The sequence below is a fragment of the Campylobacter ureolyticus genome (assembly GCF_013372225.1).
GTDB lineage: Bacteria > Campylobacterota > Campylobacteria > Campylobacterales > Campylobacteraceae > Campylobacter_B > Campylobacter_B ureolyticus.
In genome coordinates, this window is the sequence record NZ_CP053832.1 from 884,288 (window position 1) to 899,416 (window position 15,129).

General features: G+C 31.0%; 17 protein-coding genes and 2 tRNA genes. 11 read left to right on the forward strand and 8 right to left on the reverse strand.

The features are described 5' to 3' along the window. Window positions 1-3: 3 nt before the first annotated feature. On the reverse strand, window positions 4-639 hold the full coding sequence (locus CURT_RS04495) for a Crp/Fnr family transcriptional regulator (protein WP_018713054.1): 636 nt from the start codon (window positions 637-639) through the stop codon (window positions 4-6). Window positions 640-723: 84 nt separating this feature from the next. Here CURT_RS04495 and CURT_RS04500 point away from each other — a divergent pair, with 84 nt between their 5' ends. The 8 genes from CURT_RS04500 to CURT_RS04535 are packed head-to-tail and all read left to right on the forward strand — an operon-like array spanning window position 724 to window position 7,496. Continuing rightward, window positions 724-1,467, forward strand: coding sequence for a class I SAM-dependent methyltransferase (locus CURT_RS04500; protein ID WP_018713055.1), 744 nt, complete (start codon window positions 724-726; stop codon window positions 1,465-1,467). Window positions 1,468-1,470: 3 nt separating this feature from the next. Further along, complete coding sequence (locus CURT_RS04505) at window positions 1,471-2,109, forward strand: cupin domain-containing protein (protein ID WP_018713056.1); 639 nt, start codon at window positions 1,471-1,473, stop codon at window positions 2,107-2,109. Window positions 2,110-2,112: 3 nt separating this feature from the next. Next, the gene (locus tag CURT_RS04510; protein WP_051080271.1) at window positions 2,113-3,144 is read left to right on the forward strand and encodes a TonB-dependent receptor; all 1,032 of its coding nucleotides are present in this window, start codon (window positions 2,113-2,115) and stop codon (window positions 3,142-3,144) included. Between the two features lie 17 nt (window positions 3,145-3,161). Beyond that, the gene (locus tag CURT_RS04515; RefSeq protein WP_169478822.1) at window positions 3,162-3,989 is read left to right on the forward strand and encodes a TonB-dependent receptor domain-containing protein; all 828 of its coding nucleotides are present in this window, start codon (window positions 3,162-3,164) and stop codon (window positions 3,987-3,989) included. A gap of 10 nt (window positions 3,990-3,999) precedes the next feature. Further along, window positions 4,000-4,962, forward strand: a complete 963-nt coding sequence (locus tag CURT_RS04520; RefSeq protein WP_018713057.1) for an ABC transporter substrate-binding protein — start codon at window positions 4,000-4,002, stop codon at window positions 4,960-4,962. Beyond that, the gene (locus tag CURT_RS04525; RefSeq protein WP_018713058.1) at window positions 4,959-5,765 is read left to right on the forward strand and encodes an ABC transporter permease; all 807 of its coding nucleotides are present in this window, start codon (window positions 4,959-4,961) and stop codon (window positions 5,763-5,765) included. Before CURT_RS04520 ends, CURT_RS04525 begins: the two co-directional genes overlap by 4 nt. Continuing rightward, window positions 5,762-6,460 carry an ATP-binding cassette domain-containing protein gene (locus CURT_RS04530; RefSeq protein WP_018713059.1) on the forward strand — a complete coding sequence of 233 codons (699 nt, stop codon included), beginning with the start codon at window positions 5,762-5,764 and terminating at the stop codon, window positions 6,458-6,460. The genes CURT_RS04525 and CURT_RS04530 overlap by 4 nt, the downstream gene beginning before the upstream one ends. Continuing rightward, window positions 6,453-7,496 carry an NnrS family protein gene (locus CURT_RS04535; protein WP_018713060.1) on the forward strand — a complete coding sequence of 348 codons (1,044 nt, stop codon included), beginning with the start codon at window positions 6,453-6,455 and terminating at the stop codon, window positions 7,494-7,496. Before CURT_RS04530 ends, CURT_RS04535 begins: the two co-directional genes overlap by 8 nt. An 85-nt stretch (window positions 7,497-7,581) precedes the next feature. On the opposite strand, the gene CURT_RS04540 is transcribed toward CURT_RS04535, so the two are convergent. The 4 genes from CURT_RS04540 to CURT_RS04555 form a co-directional block, all read right to left on the reverse strand. Continuing rightward, window positions 7,582-7,668 (reverse strand) — tRNA-Leu (locus CURT_RS04540). 91 nt (window positions 7,669-7,759) lie between these two features. After that, window positions 7,760-8,056: an HU family DNA-binding protein gene (locus CURT_RS04545; protein WP_018713061.1), complete on the reverse strand. Its 297-nt coding sequence runs from the start codon at window positions 8,054-8,056 to the stop codon at window positions 7,760-7,762. A gap of 169 nt (window positions 8,057-8,225) precedes the next feature. Further along, complete coding sequence (locus CURT_RS04550; RefSeq protein ID WP_018713062.1) at window positions 8,226-8,954, reverse strand: YaaA family protein; 729 nt, start codon at window positions 8,952-8,954, stop codon at window positions 8,226-8,228. Window positions 8,955-9,034: 80 nt separating this feature from the next. Beyond that, window positions 9,035-9,111, reverse strand: a tRNA-Arg gene (locus CURT_RS04555). Window positions 9,112-9,245: 134 nt separating this feature from the next. Here CURT_RS04555 and CURT_RS04560 point away from each other — a divergent pair. The 3 genes from CURT_RS04560 to CURT_RS04570 are packed head-to-tail and all read left to right on the forward strand — an operon-like array spanning window position 9,246 to window position 11,666. Next, complete coding sequence (locus CURT_RS04560; RefSeq protein ID WP_018713063.1) at window positions 9,246-10,712, forward strand: acetyl-CoA carboxylase subunit A; 1,467 nt, start codon at window positions 9,246-9,248, stop codon at window positions 10,710-10,712. Window positions 10,713-10,716: 4 nt separating this feature from the next. Next, the gene (locus CURT_RS04565) at window positions 10,717-10,932 is read left to right on the forward strand and encodes a hypothetical protein (RefSeq protein ID WP_018713064.1); all 216 of its coding nucleotides are present in this window, start codon (window positions 10,717-10,719) and stop codon (window positions 10,930-10,932) included. 2 nt (window positions 10,933-10,934) lie between these two features. After that, complete coding sequence (locus CURT_RS04570) at window positions 10,935-11,666, forward strand: arginyltransferase (protein ID WP_018713065.1); 732 nt, start codon at window positions 10,935-10,937, stop codon at window positions 11,664-11,666. 36 nt (window positions 11,667-11,702) lie between these two features. On the opposite strand, the gene mog is transcribed toward CURT_RS04570, so the two are convergent. From mog to mtaB, 3 genes are read right to left on the reverse strand one after another with little or no spacing between them, the layout of a single operon-like run. Then, window positions 11,703-12,239, reverse strand: coding sequence for a molybdopterin adenylyltransferase (mog, locus tag CURT_RS04575; RefSeq protein WP_018713066.1), 537 nt, complete (start codon window positions 12,237-12,239; stop codon window positions 11,703-11,705). 8 nt (window positions 12,240-12,247) lie between these two features. Continuing rightward, on the reverse strand, window positions 12,248-13,924 hold the full coding sequence (locus CURT_RS04580; RefSeq protein WP_018713067.1) for an AAA family ATPase: 1,677 nt from the start codon (window positions 13,922-13,924) through the stop codon (window positions 12,248-12,250). Then, window positions 13,887-15,125 (reverse strand): tRNA (N(6)-L-threonylcarbamoyladenosine(37)-C(2))-methylthiotransferase MtaB, encoded by a 1,239-nt coding sequence (gene mtaB, locus CURT_RS04585; RefSeq protein ID WP_018713068.1) that lies wholly within the window; start codon window positions 15,123-15,125, stop codon window positions 13,887-13,889. The genes CURT_RS04580 and mtaB overlap by 38 nt, the downstream gene beginning before the upstream one ends. Between the last annotated feature and the right edge of the window lie 4 nt (window positions 15,126-15,129).

Below are 15,129 nucleotides of genomic sequence, written 5' to 3' on the forward strand. Positions count from 1 at the left end.
AATTTAACTCTCATTAAACCAAATTTCTCTATTTTTTATCTTTATAATACCCTCTTTTTCCATGAGATACAACTCTCTTGAAAGTGCAGATCTATTGCAAGATAGGTATTTTGCCAGGTCTTCTTGATTGAAAATTGGCTTTATTAAATTTGAGCCAGTTTTCTCCCTTTCGCTGTTTAAAAAGAGTAAAATCCTATCTCTAAGATGTGTTTTTGAGTAGATATTTAGTTTAAATGAGAGATGACTCATAAATTTATTTAGATCTTTTATTAGGTTTTGCATAAAGATAGTTTTGTGTTGGCAATTTCTTTTATTTTCATCAAAAATTCTTCCAATATCCATCGAGATCAAAGTAGATTTTCTCTTTGTCCTTAAAAATCGCTCATCACTTTTGCCAAAGTCATAGACCAAGCTATCCCCAGCCACAAGTCTATCGTCAATTATCTCCCTTTTTTCCAAAGAGATAATATCAACAATGCCATCTTTTAGAAGCATTGCCTTAAAGCCTTGACTTAGCTCATACAAATAGAGATTTTTATCAAAAACAAAAACTCTATACTCTATGCAATTTAGGATTTTTTTGATCTCATTTTCATCAATTCCAGCAAACAAAGAGGAATTTTTAAAAAATTCTATCATCTTTTAGCCTTTTGTTGCTATAGCAACTAATAATTGTTATCAAATTTATTATAATTATACCAAATTTAATTTGAAAGGATAGAGATGAGTAGTAGAATTTTGGGTCATACTTTTATGAAAAATTTAGGTAGAACCAAACTTAGACCAGGTGGCGGAGTTACTACAAAGTGGCTTTTAAATGAGGCAAACATTCAGCCAAACAGCAAAATTTTAGAGGTAGCTTGCAACCACGCAGACAATATAATTGGCATATATAATGAGTATAAATGCGATGTAAAGGCCATCGATTTGGATGATGAAGCGTTGCAAGAGTGCAGACAAAACTTAAATTTACTAGGCTTTGAAAAAGAGATTGAAGTTTTTAATATGGACGCTAAAGATCTAAAGTTTCCATATGCGACCTTTGATATCGTCATCAATGAGGCAATGCTTACTATGCTAAATCCAAACGACAAAAAAAGAGCTGTTTTGGAATATCACAGAGTTTTAAAGCAGGGCGGACTTTTGCTAACTCACGACATCGCAATAGTAGATAGCTCTATAAAAAAAGAGCTCTCGCAATCTGTCAATATGAACACTTACCCACTTACAAAAGAGGATTGGTTTTTGTTGTTTGAGTCAAATGGTTTTAAGGTGCAAAGTTTTAAAATGGGCAGGTTTCTTTTGCTAGATAAAGAGACAATTATCAAAGATGAGGGCGCCATAAATGCTGCTAAGTTTTATAAAAATGCGCAAAAAGAGGAGAACAAAGAGCAATTTGCTAAAATGCTAAAAGCAACAAGTAACGAAAACATAAATTACATAGCAATTGTTTCAAAAAAGATATAAAATATGAGAAATTTAGCTATTGGCAAAAAGTTTTGCCTAACAAAAGAGCTGCCTCATGTAAGGCACCAAACTATCTCTAAAAGGCTTAGCTCCAAATTTGACCTCTCTCTTTTTTATATGGATGAAAAGACAGATATTAGCACAGAGCTTTATTTTGAATATAAATTTTATCTCATCTTAGAGGGCGAGGTTTTGATAGCAAAAAATCGCCTTAAAGTTGGCGATAGTTTGGTCTGTCTTCCTATGGAGCCATTTTGTATAGAGGCTATCAAAGAGACTATTTTTTTAGAAATTTCGATAAATTTAACGGAGGAGAAGATGAAAAATTTAGAAAAAGGTAGAGTTATTGAACTTAAAAATATGATTGATTATGTAGATGGAGCCATCTCAAATTTAGATATTGCTAGCACAAAAAATATGAAAATGATGCTTATGTCTTTTGACGCAAATGAGGGATTGAAGCCTCACTCTGCGCCAGGAGATGCATTGGTTGTGCCTTTGGAGGGCAGAGCCAAAGTTATGGTTGGGGATGAGGAGTTTGAGATAGGAGAGCAAGAGCAAATCGTGTTTCCTAAAAACATCAAGCACAATGTAACAGCCATAACGAAATTTAAGATGATGTTAGTTTTGGTTATAGACTAAATTATGAGTTTAGTTATGAAAAGAGCAGTTATACTATCACTAACGCTTAGTTCTATTTTGATGGCTGAGAATTTAGCCAGCACAACTCAAGTTGGCCCGTTAAAGAGCTTTTCGCCGCCAAAGCCCATAGCGCCAAATATAGCGCAAGGTTATATGGTGGAAAATCAATTTGATCGTCCAAATCGCCAAGACTATTTTTCCGCTTCAAGTTTGGTTTATAGAAATTTAGATAAGTTTCATATAAGTTCGGGAGTTTATGGAAAAAGTTTTTACAATTCAGCGCTTTTTAAATACCGCGGTGGCAACTTCTATACAAATTTAAACATCAACCATACAAAGGCAAATAGCTACAAAGATGGCGGCGGCAACAGAGTTTGGTTTGGATATGAAAGATTTAATCAAGCTGTTGTTTTAGGCTATCTACCAAATGAGTTTTTGGAGCATAGGTTGGTTTTTATACATGATAATATCGATGATGACAAACAGCCGCACAACCCAGCAGACGCCATCAAAACAGAAAGATATATCACCAAATTTAAGACGAGAGTTGGCGAGCAGGATTTAAGCAATACAGTGCTTTTTGACTTAAGCCATATTCACCTAAAAAGAGAGTCCAACAACTTTTCCTTAAGAAAGGCAGCTAAAAATAAAGTTTTTGTTGATGTAGGGCGCGATATTTATGAATTTTTACTTAGCTATGAGAGAGATTTAGATAGTTTTCACAACAGCTTTGGAGGCAGCTTTGCTTATGATAAACACATTGCAAAAAGATATCTAAAGACTCCGAATAGGGATGTTTTAAATGGATATCGCTTTCCAGATGTTGTGCAAAAAACATATAAAATTTATAACTCTACAAGCTATGAGCCAAGCCAAAATCATAAGTTTTCTTTAGGTTTTGAATATATCCACAACGACGCTAAGGCAAAGAAATTTGACGCAATGATACCAAATCCCAAAGTTAGTGGCACTTTTTTCCAAGCCCAAAGGCTTTATGGAGACAAACTTATGGAGTTGATTTTGATGGTAGCATAAAACAAAATCTCTTTAACGTGAAATTTAAATATGATTTTAGGCCTTTGAATTTGGAAAGCTATAGTATTGAGTTAGCTAGGATTTCAAGACTTCCTAGTAATCCAGAGAGATTTTCAGCGCTTTTTGCTCCAGCAATGCCACAAAACTCCAAGATTAGCAATCCGCACTTAGAGCCTGAGATTCACAACTTCATCAAATTTAGCTTCGATGTCAAAAGTAAATTTTACAAAAGTTATTTAGACTCATTAAATAGAGTTGGACTAAACTTTGGCGGATACGTTATGGCAGACAAGGTAAAGGACTTGATTATTTTTGATAGAGCAAGAGGTCAGAGCGGAGTTGTTGCCAAAAATGGCGGTATCGTTACTAGAAATGTTGATGCGACCATATATAGTACAAACTTATATACAAAGTTAAATTTCACTCCAAATTTTGCCACTTCACTAAATCTTTCCTACAAATATGGACAAAACGATGATGACAAAAGAGCGCTCTATCAAATCCGCCCCTTTGAAGCGCTTTTAAATTTGGATTATATGGATTATGCAACTTTTGGTAGCTACAATATAGGCTCTGCTATTAGATATGTTGCAAAGCAAAATAGAGGCGATTTTGACAAAAAAACAGGGCTTAGGATTGATAGCAAAAATAGCGATTTTACCACTCTTGATCTCTATGCTGGTGTTAATGTCAGAGATAAATTTGGCCTTAGGCTTGGCGTAAATAATCTTTTTGATAGAGAGTATGCTGAGTTTATTACAGGTGAGCATGTTGAGGCTTTGGATAGTGCAACTATAAATGCTCCAGGAAGAGTCTTTTATATGAGTTTTCACGCAAGTTTTTAAAGGATATTTTATGAAAAGAAGAGAGTTTTTAACCACTAGTTCGGCTTTGATGGCAACTATGTTTGCACCAAATTTATTTGCCAAAGAGAATTTTACTATTTATGGTGCACCTGCACTTCCAAGCATAGTTATAGCGGTTGCACTTTTGCAAGGTAAGATAAATAGGGAAGTTAGCACAAATTTAGAAATTTGGAAAAACCCAGATCAGCTTAGAGCAGGCGTTGCAAGCGGTAAATTTAAAGTGATGATGAGCCCTTCAAATGTAGCTGTAAATTTAAGAAATCAAGGGCAAAATATCGCGATGTTTAACAACCTAACAAATGGCATAAATAGGCTTATGGTAAAGGACAAGAGCATAAAAGCTCCAGAGGATCTAATTGGCAAAAAGCTCATAATGCCCTTTAAAAACGATATGCCAGATATTGTCTTTAGGGCGCTTTTTAGAAAGCTAAATATTGATATCTCCAAGATAGATATCTCCTATGCAGCGACGCCACCAGAGGCTGTTACGCACTTTTTGACAAAAGATTATGATGCGACTTTTTTGCCAGAACCAATGGCAAGTGTAACTATTCTTAGAGGCAAGCAAAGAGGTCTTTCTATCTACAAAGCATTTGATTTTTCGGATTTTTGGGTTGAAGCCTTTAAGACAAAGCCGCTAATTCCGCAAGCAGGCATTATTGTAGATGTGGATTATTATGATAAAAACAGAGCTCTATTTGATATCTTGCAAAGCGATTTGGAAGATGCGCTAAAGTGGATTATGAATAACAAACAAAGCGCTGCAAACATTGGCTCAAGTTACCTACCAGCGCCTATTCCAGCGATTGCTCAAAGCTTAGAAAGTGCAAATTTAAGCGTAACTAGAGCAAGAGATATCAAAGATGAGGCGATGAAATTTTTTGAAATCATTATGGAGTTCAATCCAAAGCTAATCGGCTCAAAACTGCCAGATAAGAGCTTTTTTATATGATAAAAATAGATGGCATAGCAAAAGATCGCCATCCAATTATAAGGGTATTTGACTATCTTTATAGCGGATTTTTAAGTATCGGAGTTATTTTTGTCTTGATAGGGGTTTGGAAGTTTGTTAGCTTAAATTTAAATGAATTTTTGCTTCCAAGTCCCGAAAAGGCATTTAAAAGAGCCTATTATCTTATCTTAAATTTCAAAGAAAATGAGATAGATGTGACATTTCATCGTTTTTTCTTTGGATTTTTTATCTCATTGATAATTGGCATAACTCTTGGTTTAATTGCAGGTTGCTTTAAAACTATGAGAGTCTTTTTAAGACCAATAATCTCTATTTTACTATCAATGCCGCCGATTGTTTGGATAGTAATGGCACTTTTTTGGTTTGGGTTTGGCGATGTTAGCACGCTTTTTACCACTATTTTGGTAACAACGCCGCTAACATTTGCAAACACACTTTTGGGCGTTGTTAGCATAAGCAAAGAGAGCGCTGAAGTCTTTAAGGCTTATAAATTGGGTTTTTTAAAAAAGCTTAAGTTTCTCTATGTGCCACATCTTTTGCCATATATTTTATCTAGTTTAAGCCTTGCTGTTGCTGTTGCTGTTAAGATAACAATTATGGCAGAACTTTTGGGCTCAAATAGCGGCATAGGGGCGAAGATAGCCGATGCAAGAGTTATGCTAGATAGTGTAGATACAATGGCATTTGTCCTAATAATCCTACTCTTTAGCGCCTTTATCGAGTATCTAGTTATTAAGCCACTCTCAATAATCCTAATACCGTGGCAAAAAGAGCTAAAATGAAAATGATTGAAGTTAGAAATTTAAGATATGATATTTTAAATGAAATAATTATAAAAGATTTTAATTTTCAAATGAAAAGTGGAGAAATTTATACTCTTTTTGGAGCCTCAGGTTGTGGAAAGACGACGCTTTTAAGGCTAATTAGCCAGTTAGAAAAGCCTAAAAAAGGTGAGATAATAAACCAATTTGAAAAAACTACCTATCTTTTTCAAGAAAATCGCCTCTTAAACAACTTAAATGTTTTAGAAAATATTAGATTGTGTGCAAGCGATGTTGGTGATGATGAGATATATTATCACCTAAAAATGGTCGGTTTTCAAAAAAGAGATCTTTACAAATATCCAAATGAGTTAAGTGGCGGCATGGCAAAAAGAGTTGCTTTTATGAGAGCATATCTATCAAAGCCCGATTTAATGCTTCTTGATGAGCCATTTAGCGGACTTGATATGGACTTAAAAAATTTGCTAGTAAATTTAATAATCCAAAAAGTAGAGAAAAAAGAGCTATCTTGTATTTTGGTAACTCATGATAGATTTGAAGCTGTTTTGCTTAGCCATAAAATCAACTTTTTGACCAAAAAAGGAATGAAAGTTTATAAAATTTTAGAGATTGAGCAAAGTCTTAAAAACAGAGATATGGCTTTTATACAAAACGTTATAAATAACGAATTTAAGGAAACAATCTATTATGACTAGATATTTTGATAACTCAATGAAACTATTTTATATCTCATCTTGCGTTGCTATGATAGCGGGAGTCTGTTTTGCCTTGGCAAAGATGGATATCTATAAATTTATCTTTTTGCATATTGCACCAGCTTTTGCATATAGCGGCTTTTTGCTAACTGCCCTAAAGTCGTGGCATAACTACACAAAATCCCTATTTTTAGTGAAAATAACCTTTTATTTTGCCATTTTGTTAGCTTTGTTTTTATCTTTTTTTGCACTCAATTTATCATATTTGTTACTTGGAGTCTTTTGGCTTAGTTTTGTTATTGTTGCACTATTTTTGATGATAAGAGAGGGCAATTTAGCAAACATTAGCATAACTTTTAGCCTTTTTAGCTTTTTTTTGGTTGAAGTTTTGCTCTTTTTAAACTATGATGAGAAGTTTAGTGAGCTTTTTTTACATTTAAACTTAATTTTACTTTTGATTGTTGGCTTTAAAATTAGCTTAGTCATCGCAAACAAGGCATTAAAAGAGATAAAAGATGCAGTTTTTATACCAAACTTTATCGATAAAAACCTAGCTATCTTTTTTATCTTTTTATATATGATAGCTTTTTTATATGACAAAAGTGTTTCAGGCTATTTTGCCATAGCTGTTGGACTGGTTGTTTTTGCCAAATTGCGTGAGCTTTTTTATCTCATTTTACTTAAAAAGGCATATGTTTTTATCTATTTTTTAATAACACTTTTTATGGCGATAGGTTACTTTGGGCTTGGAGTTTGTGAGCTATTTTTAGCTAACTTTAGAGTGCGGATGATAGATTTTTTATATCTCTCATCAGTTGTGGCTATGCTTCTTTTTATCTTTAATGTCACCTCTCTTTTGCATAGTAAAGAAGAGTTAAGTTTTACAAACTCAACTAAATTTAGCTTTTTAGCTCTCTTTTTGAGTGCTATCTTGGGAAACTTTTTATACCTACAAGCTCTCTTGCTTATCACAAGCCTACTTATCTGCATAACAAACCTTAAAAATATCAAACGAAAGCAGAAGTTGGATTGGTAAGAGCAGTTTTATTAAATCAAAATTGTATAACTAACTGTATAGCTAAAAATCAGATAGCTAAATTTAAGTGAATATCATTAAAAAGTGGTGCCCGAAGCCGGAATCGAACCGGCACGGAGTTGCCTCCGCCAGATTTTGAGTCTGGTGCGTCTACCAATTTCACCACTCGGGCATTTAAAAAAGTGTTATTGTATCAAAAAATATTTTAAAAATTATTTAAAATGTAGAAAAAAGGATGCCAAATTTGAGGCATCCCAAAAAAATTATTTTTTCTTTGCTTTTTTAGAAGCAGCAACTGCATCTTTAAGTTGTTTACCAACTTTAAATTTAACAACATTTGTAGCTGGTGATTTGTAAGTTTTATCAGTTCCAGGAACTTTACCTTCTCTTGCAGCTCTTGTAACAACATCAAAAGATCCAAAACCTATAAAGCTTATTGAATCACCTTTTACTAAGCACTCTTCAATGCTTTCAAGTATTGCATCAAGTGCAACTGAAGTATCTTTTTTTGTCATATCTGCTTTTTTAGCAACTAAATCAATAAATTCTGCTTTTTTCATAGAATTATCCTTTTATTAAGATGTCTGTAGAAACCATTTTACAATACTTTTATAAAAAAAACAATATTCTTTTATCTAAATTTGCACTTTATAAGCAAATTTAAGTGAATTTAAGGCGGTATTTGTGTAGTTTTTATTAAAATACAATTTTTATAAGCTTAAGTGTAGCTTAGCTTATAATTTCAAAAATAAATTCTTGTTTGTTTTTAGTCTCTTGAATTTCTAATAATCTTAAATTATCTATATTTATATTTTTAAACTCATTAATATTGTTAATGTTATTTTTTGCCATTTGTTTTAATATTAAACCTCGGTAATGCTTTGCATAATGGCTTACAACTTTGCCATCTTTTATAAATTTAAGTGTAAAAAAAGGTTTTTTTATAGTGTAAAATTTCTCATAAAATGAAGCTCTTAAATCTAAAATTTCATCATCTTTTAAATATTTGTCTAAACTACTCGAAAAGTTATCTTTATAAAATTTTTCAATATTTAAATTTGGTAATTTCGCACCTTGTTTTAGCTTATAATCAGGTAAAATATCACTAGCTTTTATAATGCCAAATAAATTTGAAAAAATTAACACATTTTCATCAATATAATGTTTATTTTCTAAATTTTCATAATCAAGTGATTTATATGCAACTCCGCTATATCTTAAAATAGCTTTTATTCCATTTTTTTCTTTAAATGAGCTTTTATAATGCTTTATCAAATTTTCATCTTTTAAGCCAAAAAATTGAGATAATTCATTGATATTTAAAGAATTTATATAATTTTCATATTTTTCTAAGACAAATTTTCTTTTATCATTTAAATTTGGAAAAATAAAATTTCCAACACTCTGGCTTCCTTTTATTTGGTTTTTTGACTCACTTGGTGAAAATAAAATTTTCATTATCTTTCCTTAATATAGTGATTTAATTTTGACATTGATAAGTCTTTAAAAGTGCATTTAATGGGCTTTTGCTAATAAAATGGTACGCCCTAGAAGATTCGAACCTCTGACCTTTTGAACCGCAATCAAATGCTCTATCCAGCTGAGCTAAGGGCGCACAAATAATTAAAAGAGTTTGTATTTTACACAATCTTAACTTAAAATAAGCAAAATTCAGAAAAATCACTAAATTTATCATATTTTTAATCTTTTTTTACTAATATATAGTGTTAAATTTAAAAAGGTTGGATTATGATACATAAAATTCTTATTGCAAACCGTGGAGAGATAGCTGTTAGAGTTATTAGAGCATGTAGAGATTTACATATTAAAAGTGTTGCTATTTATACAAAGCCTGATTTTTCATCATTACACGTAAGGATAGCCTCAGAGGCTTATGAAGTTGGCGAGCATCCACTTGAGGGCTATTTAGATCCTCAAAGGATAGTTGAAGTTGCAAAACACTGTGGTGCAGATGCGATACATCCAGGATATGGTTTTTTAAGTGAAAACTATGAATTTGCAAAAGCTGTTGAAGATGCAGGACTTATTTTTATTGGACCAAAGCCAGATATTATTAGAAAAATGGGTAATAAAAATATAGCTAGATATTTAATGAAGAAAAATGGTATTCCGGTTGTGCCAGGTACTGAAAAGTTAAATCATGAAAATATTGAAACCATAAAAAGATATGCTCAACAAATAGGCTATCCAGTTATTTTAAAAGCAAGTGGCGGCGGCGGTGGAAGAGGTATTAGAGAGGTCCATAAAGAAGAGGATTTAGAAAGACTTTTAGAAGACTGTAAAAGGGAAGCAAAAGCATTTTTTAATAGTGATGAAGTTTTTATGGAAAAACTTATAATAAACCCTCGCCATATAGAATTTCAAATTTTAGGTGATAATTATGGAAATATAATTCATCTAATGGAAAGAGATTGTTCTATTCAACGTCGTCATCAAAAAATAATAGAAGTTGCACCAAGTCCAACAGTAAGTGAAAATTTAAGAAAAACTATGGGTGTTACAGCAGTTGCTGCTGCAAAAGCTGTAAATTATACAAATGTTGGAACTGTTGAGTTTTTATTAGATGATTATAATAATTTCTATTTTATGGAGATGAATACTAGAATTCAAGTAGAGCATGGTATAACAGAAGAAATTACTGGAGTTGATCTTATAGTAAGACAGATAAGGGCTGCAGCTGGTGAGATACTTGATCTTGAACAAAGTGATATAAAAGCTCAAGGATTTTGTATAGAGGCTAGAATTGTAGCAGAGGATGCCTCAAAAAACTTTACTCCGGCTCTTGGAAAAGTAACTGGATATTATCCTGCCTTGGGACCTTCTGTTAGGGTTGATAGTCATTTATATAGAGATTACAATATTCCTCCGTACTATGATTCACTTTTGGCAAAACTTATGGTAAGTGGTACAAGTTTCGATTTGGTTGTTAATAAATTTGAAAGAGCTTTGGATGAATTTAGTATAGAGGGCGTTACGACAACACTACCTTTACTTCTTGCAATTAGTCAAAGTAGGGAGTTTAGAAGAGGATTTTTTGATACATCATACACTGATAAAAATCTTCCAATGCTTTTGGAAAAAATGCAAATTTATAAAAATAAAAAGAACAAGTTTAAAAAAGAAGATGATTTAAGTATGGTCATAGTTGAAGCTGTTAAGCGTTTTGAAGAGGATTTAAAAGAAGAGGAAAAATAAAAATATGAATGATTTTTTTAATGATTTAAAAAATATAAAAAAAGATATGCTTAAAAATGAAGCTTTGAAACAAAATACAAAAGAAACAGCAGAAAAAGCAAAATTAGAAGATGATGAATTTAAAGTTGAGTTTGATAAAGAAAGCATTAAGCAAAGAGTAAAAAGACTTCAAGACGAGTTTTTAGAATATGCAAAAGATGAAAATATAAAAAAGATCTGAATTTGATAAATATCACTCCTTTTTGTTCTTTAGAAAGCTTATGTCCTTATTTAGGAGATAGACCTAGCAGGACTGAGTATTTGTACATTAAAGGATGTAATAAATCTCTTAACTCGATTTTAGTAAAGCGTGGGTATAGACGATTTGGAAGATATTTTCAAAAGCCAATTTGCGCAAATTGTAATGAGTGCATAAGTGTTAGAGTGGATGCTTTTAAATTTAAGCCAAGCAAAAGCCAAAGAAGGGTAATAAGAAAAAATCAACATATAAGATTTGCTTATCACACGCCTTTTGCGGATGAGGAAAGAGTAGAGCTTTTTAAAAAATTTCACAAATTTAAAAGCTTTCAAAGAGAGTGGAAATATTATGATATAGATGTTTATAAATATTATGATTTATACATTTTAGGATATTTGGATTTTGGCAAGGAAATATCATATTATGATGAAAATGGCAAGCTCATCTGTGTTGATTTAGTTGATATAGCAGATGATGGATTAAGCTCAGTTTATTGTTATTACGATCCAGAATATTTAAATTTAAGTCTTGGTAAATTTTCACTCTTAAATGAGATAGAAATAGCTAAAAAACTAAATTTAAGGTGGATTTATCTAGGATATTATGTAAAAAATTGTCAAAGTTTAGAGTATAAAAAGGACTTTTTACCGCAAGAAAAATTAAAAGAGTATGTAGATTTTGATAAAGAGCCGATTTGGGAAGAGTTTGAAATTTAAAAAGAAATAGTAAGTTTTTAAGCTTACTATTTAATATTATTTTTTAATTGCACTTTTTGGTCGAAAAACTTTCATTTTCGACTCATCTGTTTTTATATAATTTCCACCTATTAAATCAACGCAGTATGGAATAGCAGGAAAAACAGGCTCTAAGCACTCTTTTATTGCTTTTGGCTGACCCGGAAGATTTAAAATAAAACTTCTGTTTCTTACTCCTGCTGTTTGTCTTGAAAGTATTGCTGTTGGGACAAATTTTAAACTTTCTATTCTCATCAATTCTCCAAAACCAGGCAGTATTTTATCACAAATCGCTTCTGTTACCTCAGGTGTAACATCTCTTAAAGCTGGACCAGTGCCACCTGTTGTAAAAACTAAATCACAATTTAACTCATCGCAAAATTTAATCAAATTTGATTTTATTAACTCAAAATCATCAGGTATAACTTCATAAAAAAACTCAATCTCATTAGTTATCCACTCTTGTAAAATTTCTTTTATAGCGTTTCCTGAAATGTCTTTATACTCACCTTTGCTAGCTCTATCACTAAGAGTTAAAATTCCTACTCTTATCATTATTTTCCTTAATTGTTATTTTCTTTTAAAATATCTCTTATTATCTCTTTTGAGATGGTCTCAAATGCAAAAAGATGTTTAGTTATCTCAAATAAAGGCTTTTGCATAGTGCTTAAAAACTCTTTAATCTCTTTTTCATTTTTATTTAAAATATTTAAAATTTCATTTTGATTTGGCACAATAAATTCACCCATAGAATATTCAAAAATCATCTTATGAGAAAGTTCAAGTGCTTTTTTAATGTCAGATTTTGAGTTATTAAAACTATCATTTTTATAAATTTTAAGAGCATTTAGGCCACTTAAATAAACTTTTAGTCTATTTTCTAAGATACTTTTTGAAACTATCTCTTCATCATCTTTTAAAAAATCATCTTCTAAAAGGTTTATTTTTTCAAACTCTACGCCAAACCAATATGCACTAATTGCCTTTGCTGCTTGATAAAGGGCTTGAATTTCTTTTTCTTTTTCACTTAAAATTAGCTCTTTTTTCTTTCCAAATAAAACTTTATTTTTTGTTTTTACAAAGTCATCAAATTCTAAAATTTCACTTTTTCTTTTTAGTGCGTTAATCATAGCCTCATTTACAAAAGTAGCAAGTCCAGCACCGCTAAAACCTACACTTATCCTTGATAATTTACTTAAATCAAGATCAAATTTCTTACCTCTTAAATAAATTTTTAAAATTTCAATCCTATCTTTATAGTTTGGCAGTGAAATAAAAACTCTTCTATCAAATCGCCCAGGTCTTAAAAGTGCATCATCAATCATTTCTATTTTATTGGTTGCACCTATTACAATAACGCCAGAGTTTTCAATAAAGCCATCCATTTCGGTTAAAAGCTGATTTAAAGTAGCTTCTCTTTCATCATTTCTACCTTCGCCTCTACTTTTTCCGATAGCATCAATTTCATCTATAAAAATAATTGATGGAGCATTGCTTTTGGCATTTGCAAAAAGTTCTCTTACTTTTTTTGCACCAACTCCAACATACATTTGAGAGAAATTTGCTCCACTTTCATAATAAAATGGCACTCCAGCTTCACCAGCGATTGCTTTTGCTATTAGCGTTTTTCCAACTCCTGGAGGACCTGCCATTAAAAGTCCTTTTGGTAAATTTATGCCAAGATTTTTATAAATTTTAGGATTTTTTAAAAAATCAACTATTTCAACGATTTCATCTTTTACTTCGCTAATACCAGCAACATCATCTAAAGTTACATTTGAAATAGCAGGTTTAAAGCTATTAGAAAAGTCTATATTATCAGCTGCTTGGGCTTTTTTAAGTTGAGTTTTTAAAGATTTTTTTTGTCTAAGATAAAAGTCTAGAATGATAATAAATAAAAAAGATATTAAAAATAAAACTATCATTTGTGATAAAAATGAAGTTTCATCTTTTTGATAAATTCTTGTTTTTTCATAAAGTTCTTTTAAATTTACAGCCTCTTTTAATACTACATATTCTTTGCCATCAAATTTTAAATATATTTTATTGCCATCAATGTTTGCTTTTTGAATTTTGTTACTATTTAAAATTTGGTTGTATTCGTTAAAATTTAAATAAACAGGTCCATTTCTAAAATAGACAAAACTTAAAAGTCCTATTAAAATAAACAAAAATATTAATGTAATATTTAGTTTATTTAACTTAAAAATTCGTAAAATTTCCTCTTTTTTCAATCTCATATTTTTTTACCTTTATCCAGTTATGAGTAAGATCTTTATCGCTTTTTATGTAAATTTTATTGTAGTATTCATCAAAGCCAGTGAAAAAATCTCCATTTTTTTGTTCAACTAAAACATTTAATTCATTATAGTGTTTTTTTCTAAACTCAAAGTTATTTTGCTCTACGATATCTTGTAAAGTTTTTAATCTTTCTTTTGCTGTTTTTCCATCAACATCTATTTTTAAAGTTGCTGAGTGTGTATCATCTCTTGGTGAGTAGACAAAAGCATGAATATGTGTTAATGGAAAGTTTTTAAAGTTATTTAAAGCTTCAAGCCAAATTTTATCACTTTCTCCTGGATGACCTACGATAAAATCAGTTCCTAGGGCATATCCTTTGCTAGCAAGTTCATTAAAAAGCTCTATATCTTTAAAAGCTTTGTTTCTTCTTCTCATAATTTTTAGCATAGTTTCTGATGTGTGCTGAAGTGCGATGTGAAGGTGTTTTTCAAGCCAAGGCTCATCTAAAAGTTCTTTAAACTCATCATCTATTTGAGATGGTTCTAAACTTCCAAGACGAACTCTTTTAATGCCATTTATTAAGCTTAGTTTTTTTAGGAGTTTTGCAAGGCTAGTTTTTGTATCTTTTCCATAACTTCCAATATTTGTCCCAGTTAAAACTATCTCATTAAAGCCATTATTTGCTAGATTTAAAACTTCGCTTAAAATTTTAGCTTCGTCTTTGCTTCTTGAACTTCCTCTAACGCTTGGAATTATGCAATAACTACAGTTAAAATCACAACCTTCTTGTATTTTAACAAAAGCTTTTGTATATTTTTTAAAATTTTTTACTATACTATTTTGACTTTTATTTATATCTCCAAGATCTATAAATTTGATATTTTTTTCTATGATTTCAGTGATATTTTCTTTTTTTGAAGATCCAAAAACACCAAAAACCTTTCCATTATCAAAAAGCTCTTTTCCTCTACTTATCGCACCGCAACCTGTTAGAAAAACTTTTTTACCATTTTTATTTGCTCTATTTATATAGTTTCTTACATCGCTATCAGCTCCATTTGTAACCGTGCAAGAATTTACTACTATTATGTCAGCCAAGTTTTCATCATCGCAAATTTCATGGTCTTTAAGTGAGTTTTTCATAACTTCACTATCATATATGTTTGTTCTGCAACCAAAAGTTTTAAAGTAAATTTTCAAATTG

Excerpts from the sequence above, each read along its gene's own strand:
- CURT_RS04495 (WP_018713054.1), bottom strand. The coding sequence starts at position 639 with ATGATAGAATTTTTTAAAAATTCCTCTTTGTTTGCTGGAATTGATGAA.
- CURT_RS04500 (WP_018713055.1), top strand. The coding sequence starts at position 724 with ATGAGTAGTAGAATTTTGGGTCATACTTTTATGAAAAATTTAGGTAGA.
- CURT_RS04505 (WP_018713056.1), top strand. The coding sequence starts at position 1,471 with ATGAGAAATTTAGCTATTGGCAAAAAGTTTTGCCTAACAAAAGAGCTG.
- CURT_RS04510 (WP_051080271.1), top strand. The coding sequence starts at position 2,113 with ATGAGTTTAGTTATGAAAAGAGCAGTTATACTATCACTAACGCTTAGT.
- CURT_RS04520 (WP_018713057.1), top strand. The coding sequence starts at position 4,000 with ATGAAAAGAAGAGAGTTTTTAACCACTAGTTCGGCTTTGATGGCAACT.
- CURT_RS04525 (WP_018713058.1), top strand. The coding sequence starts at position 4,959 with ATGATAAAAATAGATGGCATAGCAAAAGATCGCCATCCAATTATAAGG.
- CURT_RS04530 (WP_018713059.1), top strand. The coding sequence starts at position 5,762 with ATGAAAATGATTGAAGTTAGAAATTTAAGATATGATATTTTAAATGAA.
- CURT_RS04535 (WP_018713060.1), top strand. The coding sequence starts at position 6,453 with ATGACTAGATATTTTGATAACTCAATGAAACTATTTTATATCTCATCT.
- CURT_RS04545 (WP_018713061.1), bottom strand. The coding sequence starts at position 8,056 with ATGAAAAAAGCAGAATTTATTGATTTAGTTGCTAAAAAAGCAGATATG.
- CURT_RS04550 (WP_018713062.1), bottom strand. The coding sequence starts at position 8,954 with ATGAAAATTTTATTTTCACCAAGTGAGTCAAAAAACCAAATAAAAGGA.
- CURT_RS04560 (WP_018713063.1), top strand. The coding sequence starts at position 9,246 with ATGATACATAAAATTCTTATTGCAAACCGTGGAGAGATAGCTGTTAGA.
- CURT_RS04565 (WP_018713064.1), top strand. The coding sequence starts at position 10,717 with ATGAATGATTTTTTTAATGATTTAAAAAATATAAAAAAAGATATGCTT.
- mog (WP_018713066.1), bottom strand. The coding sequence starts at position 12,239 with ATGATAAGAGTAGGAATTTTAACTCTTAGTGATAGAGCTAGCAAAGGT.
- CURT_RS04580 (WP_018713067.1), bottom strand. The coding sequence starts at position 13,924 with ATGAGATTGAAAAAAGAGGAAATTTTACGAATTTTTAAGTTAAATAAA.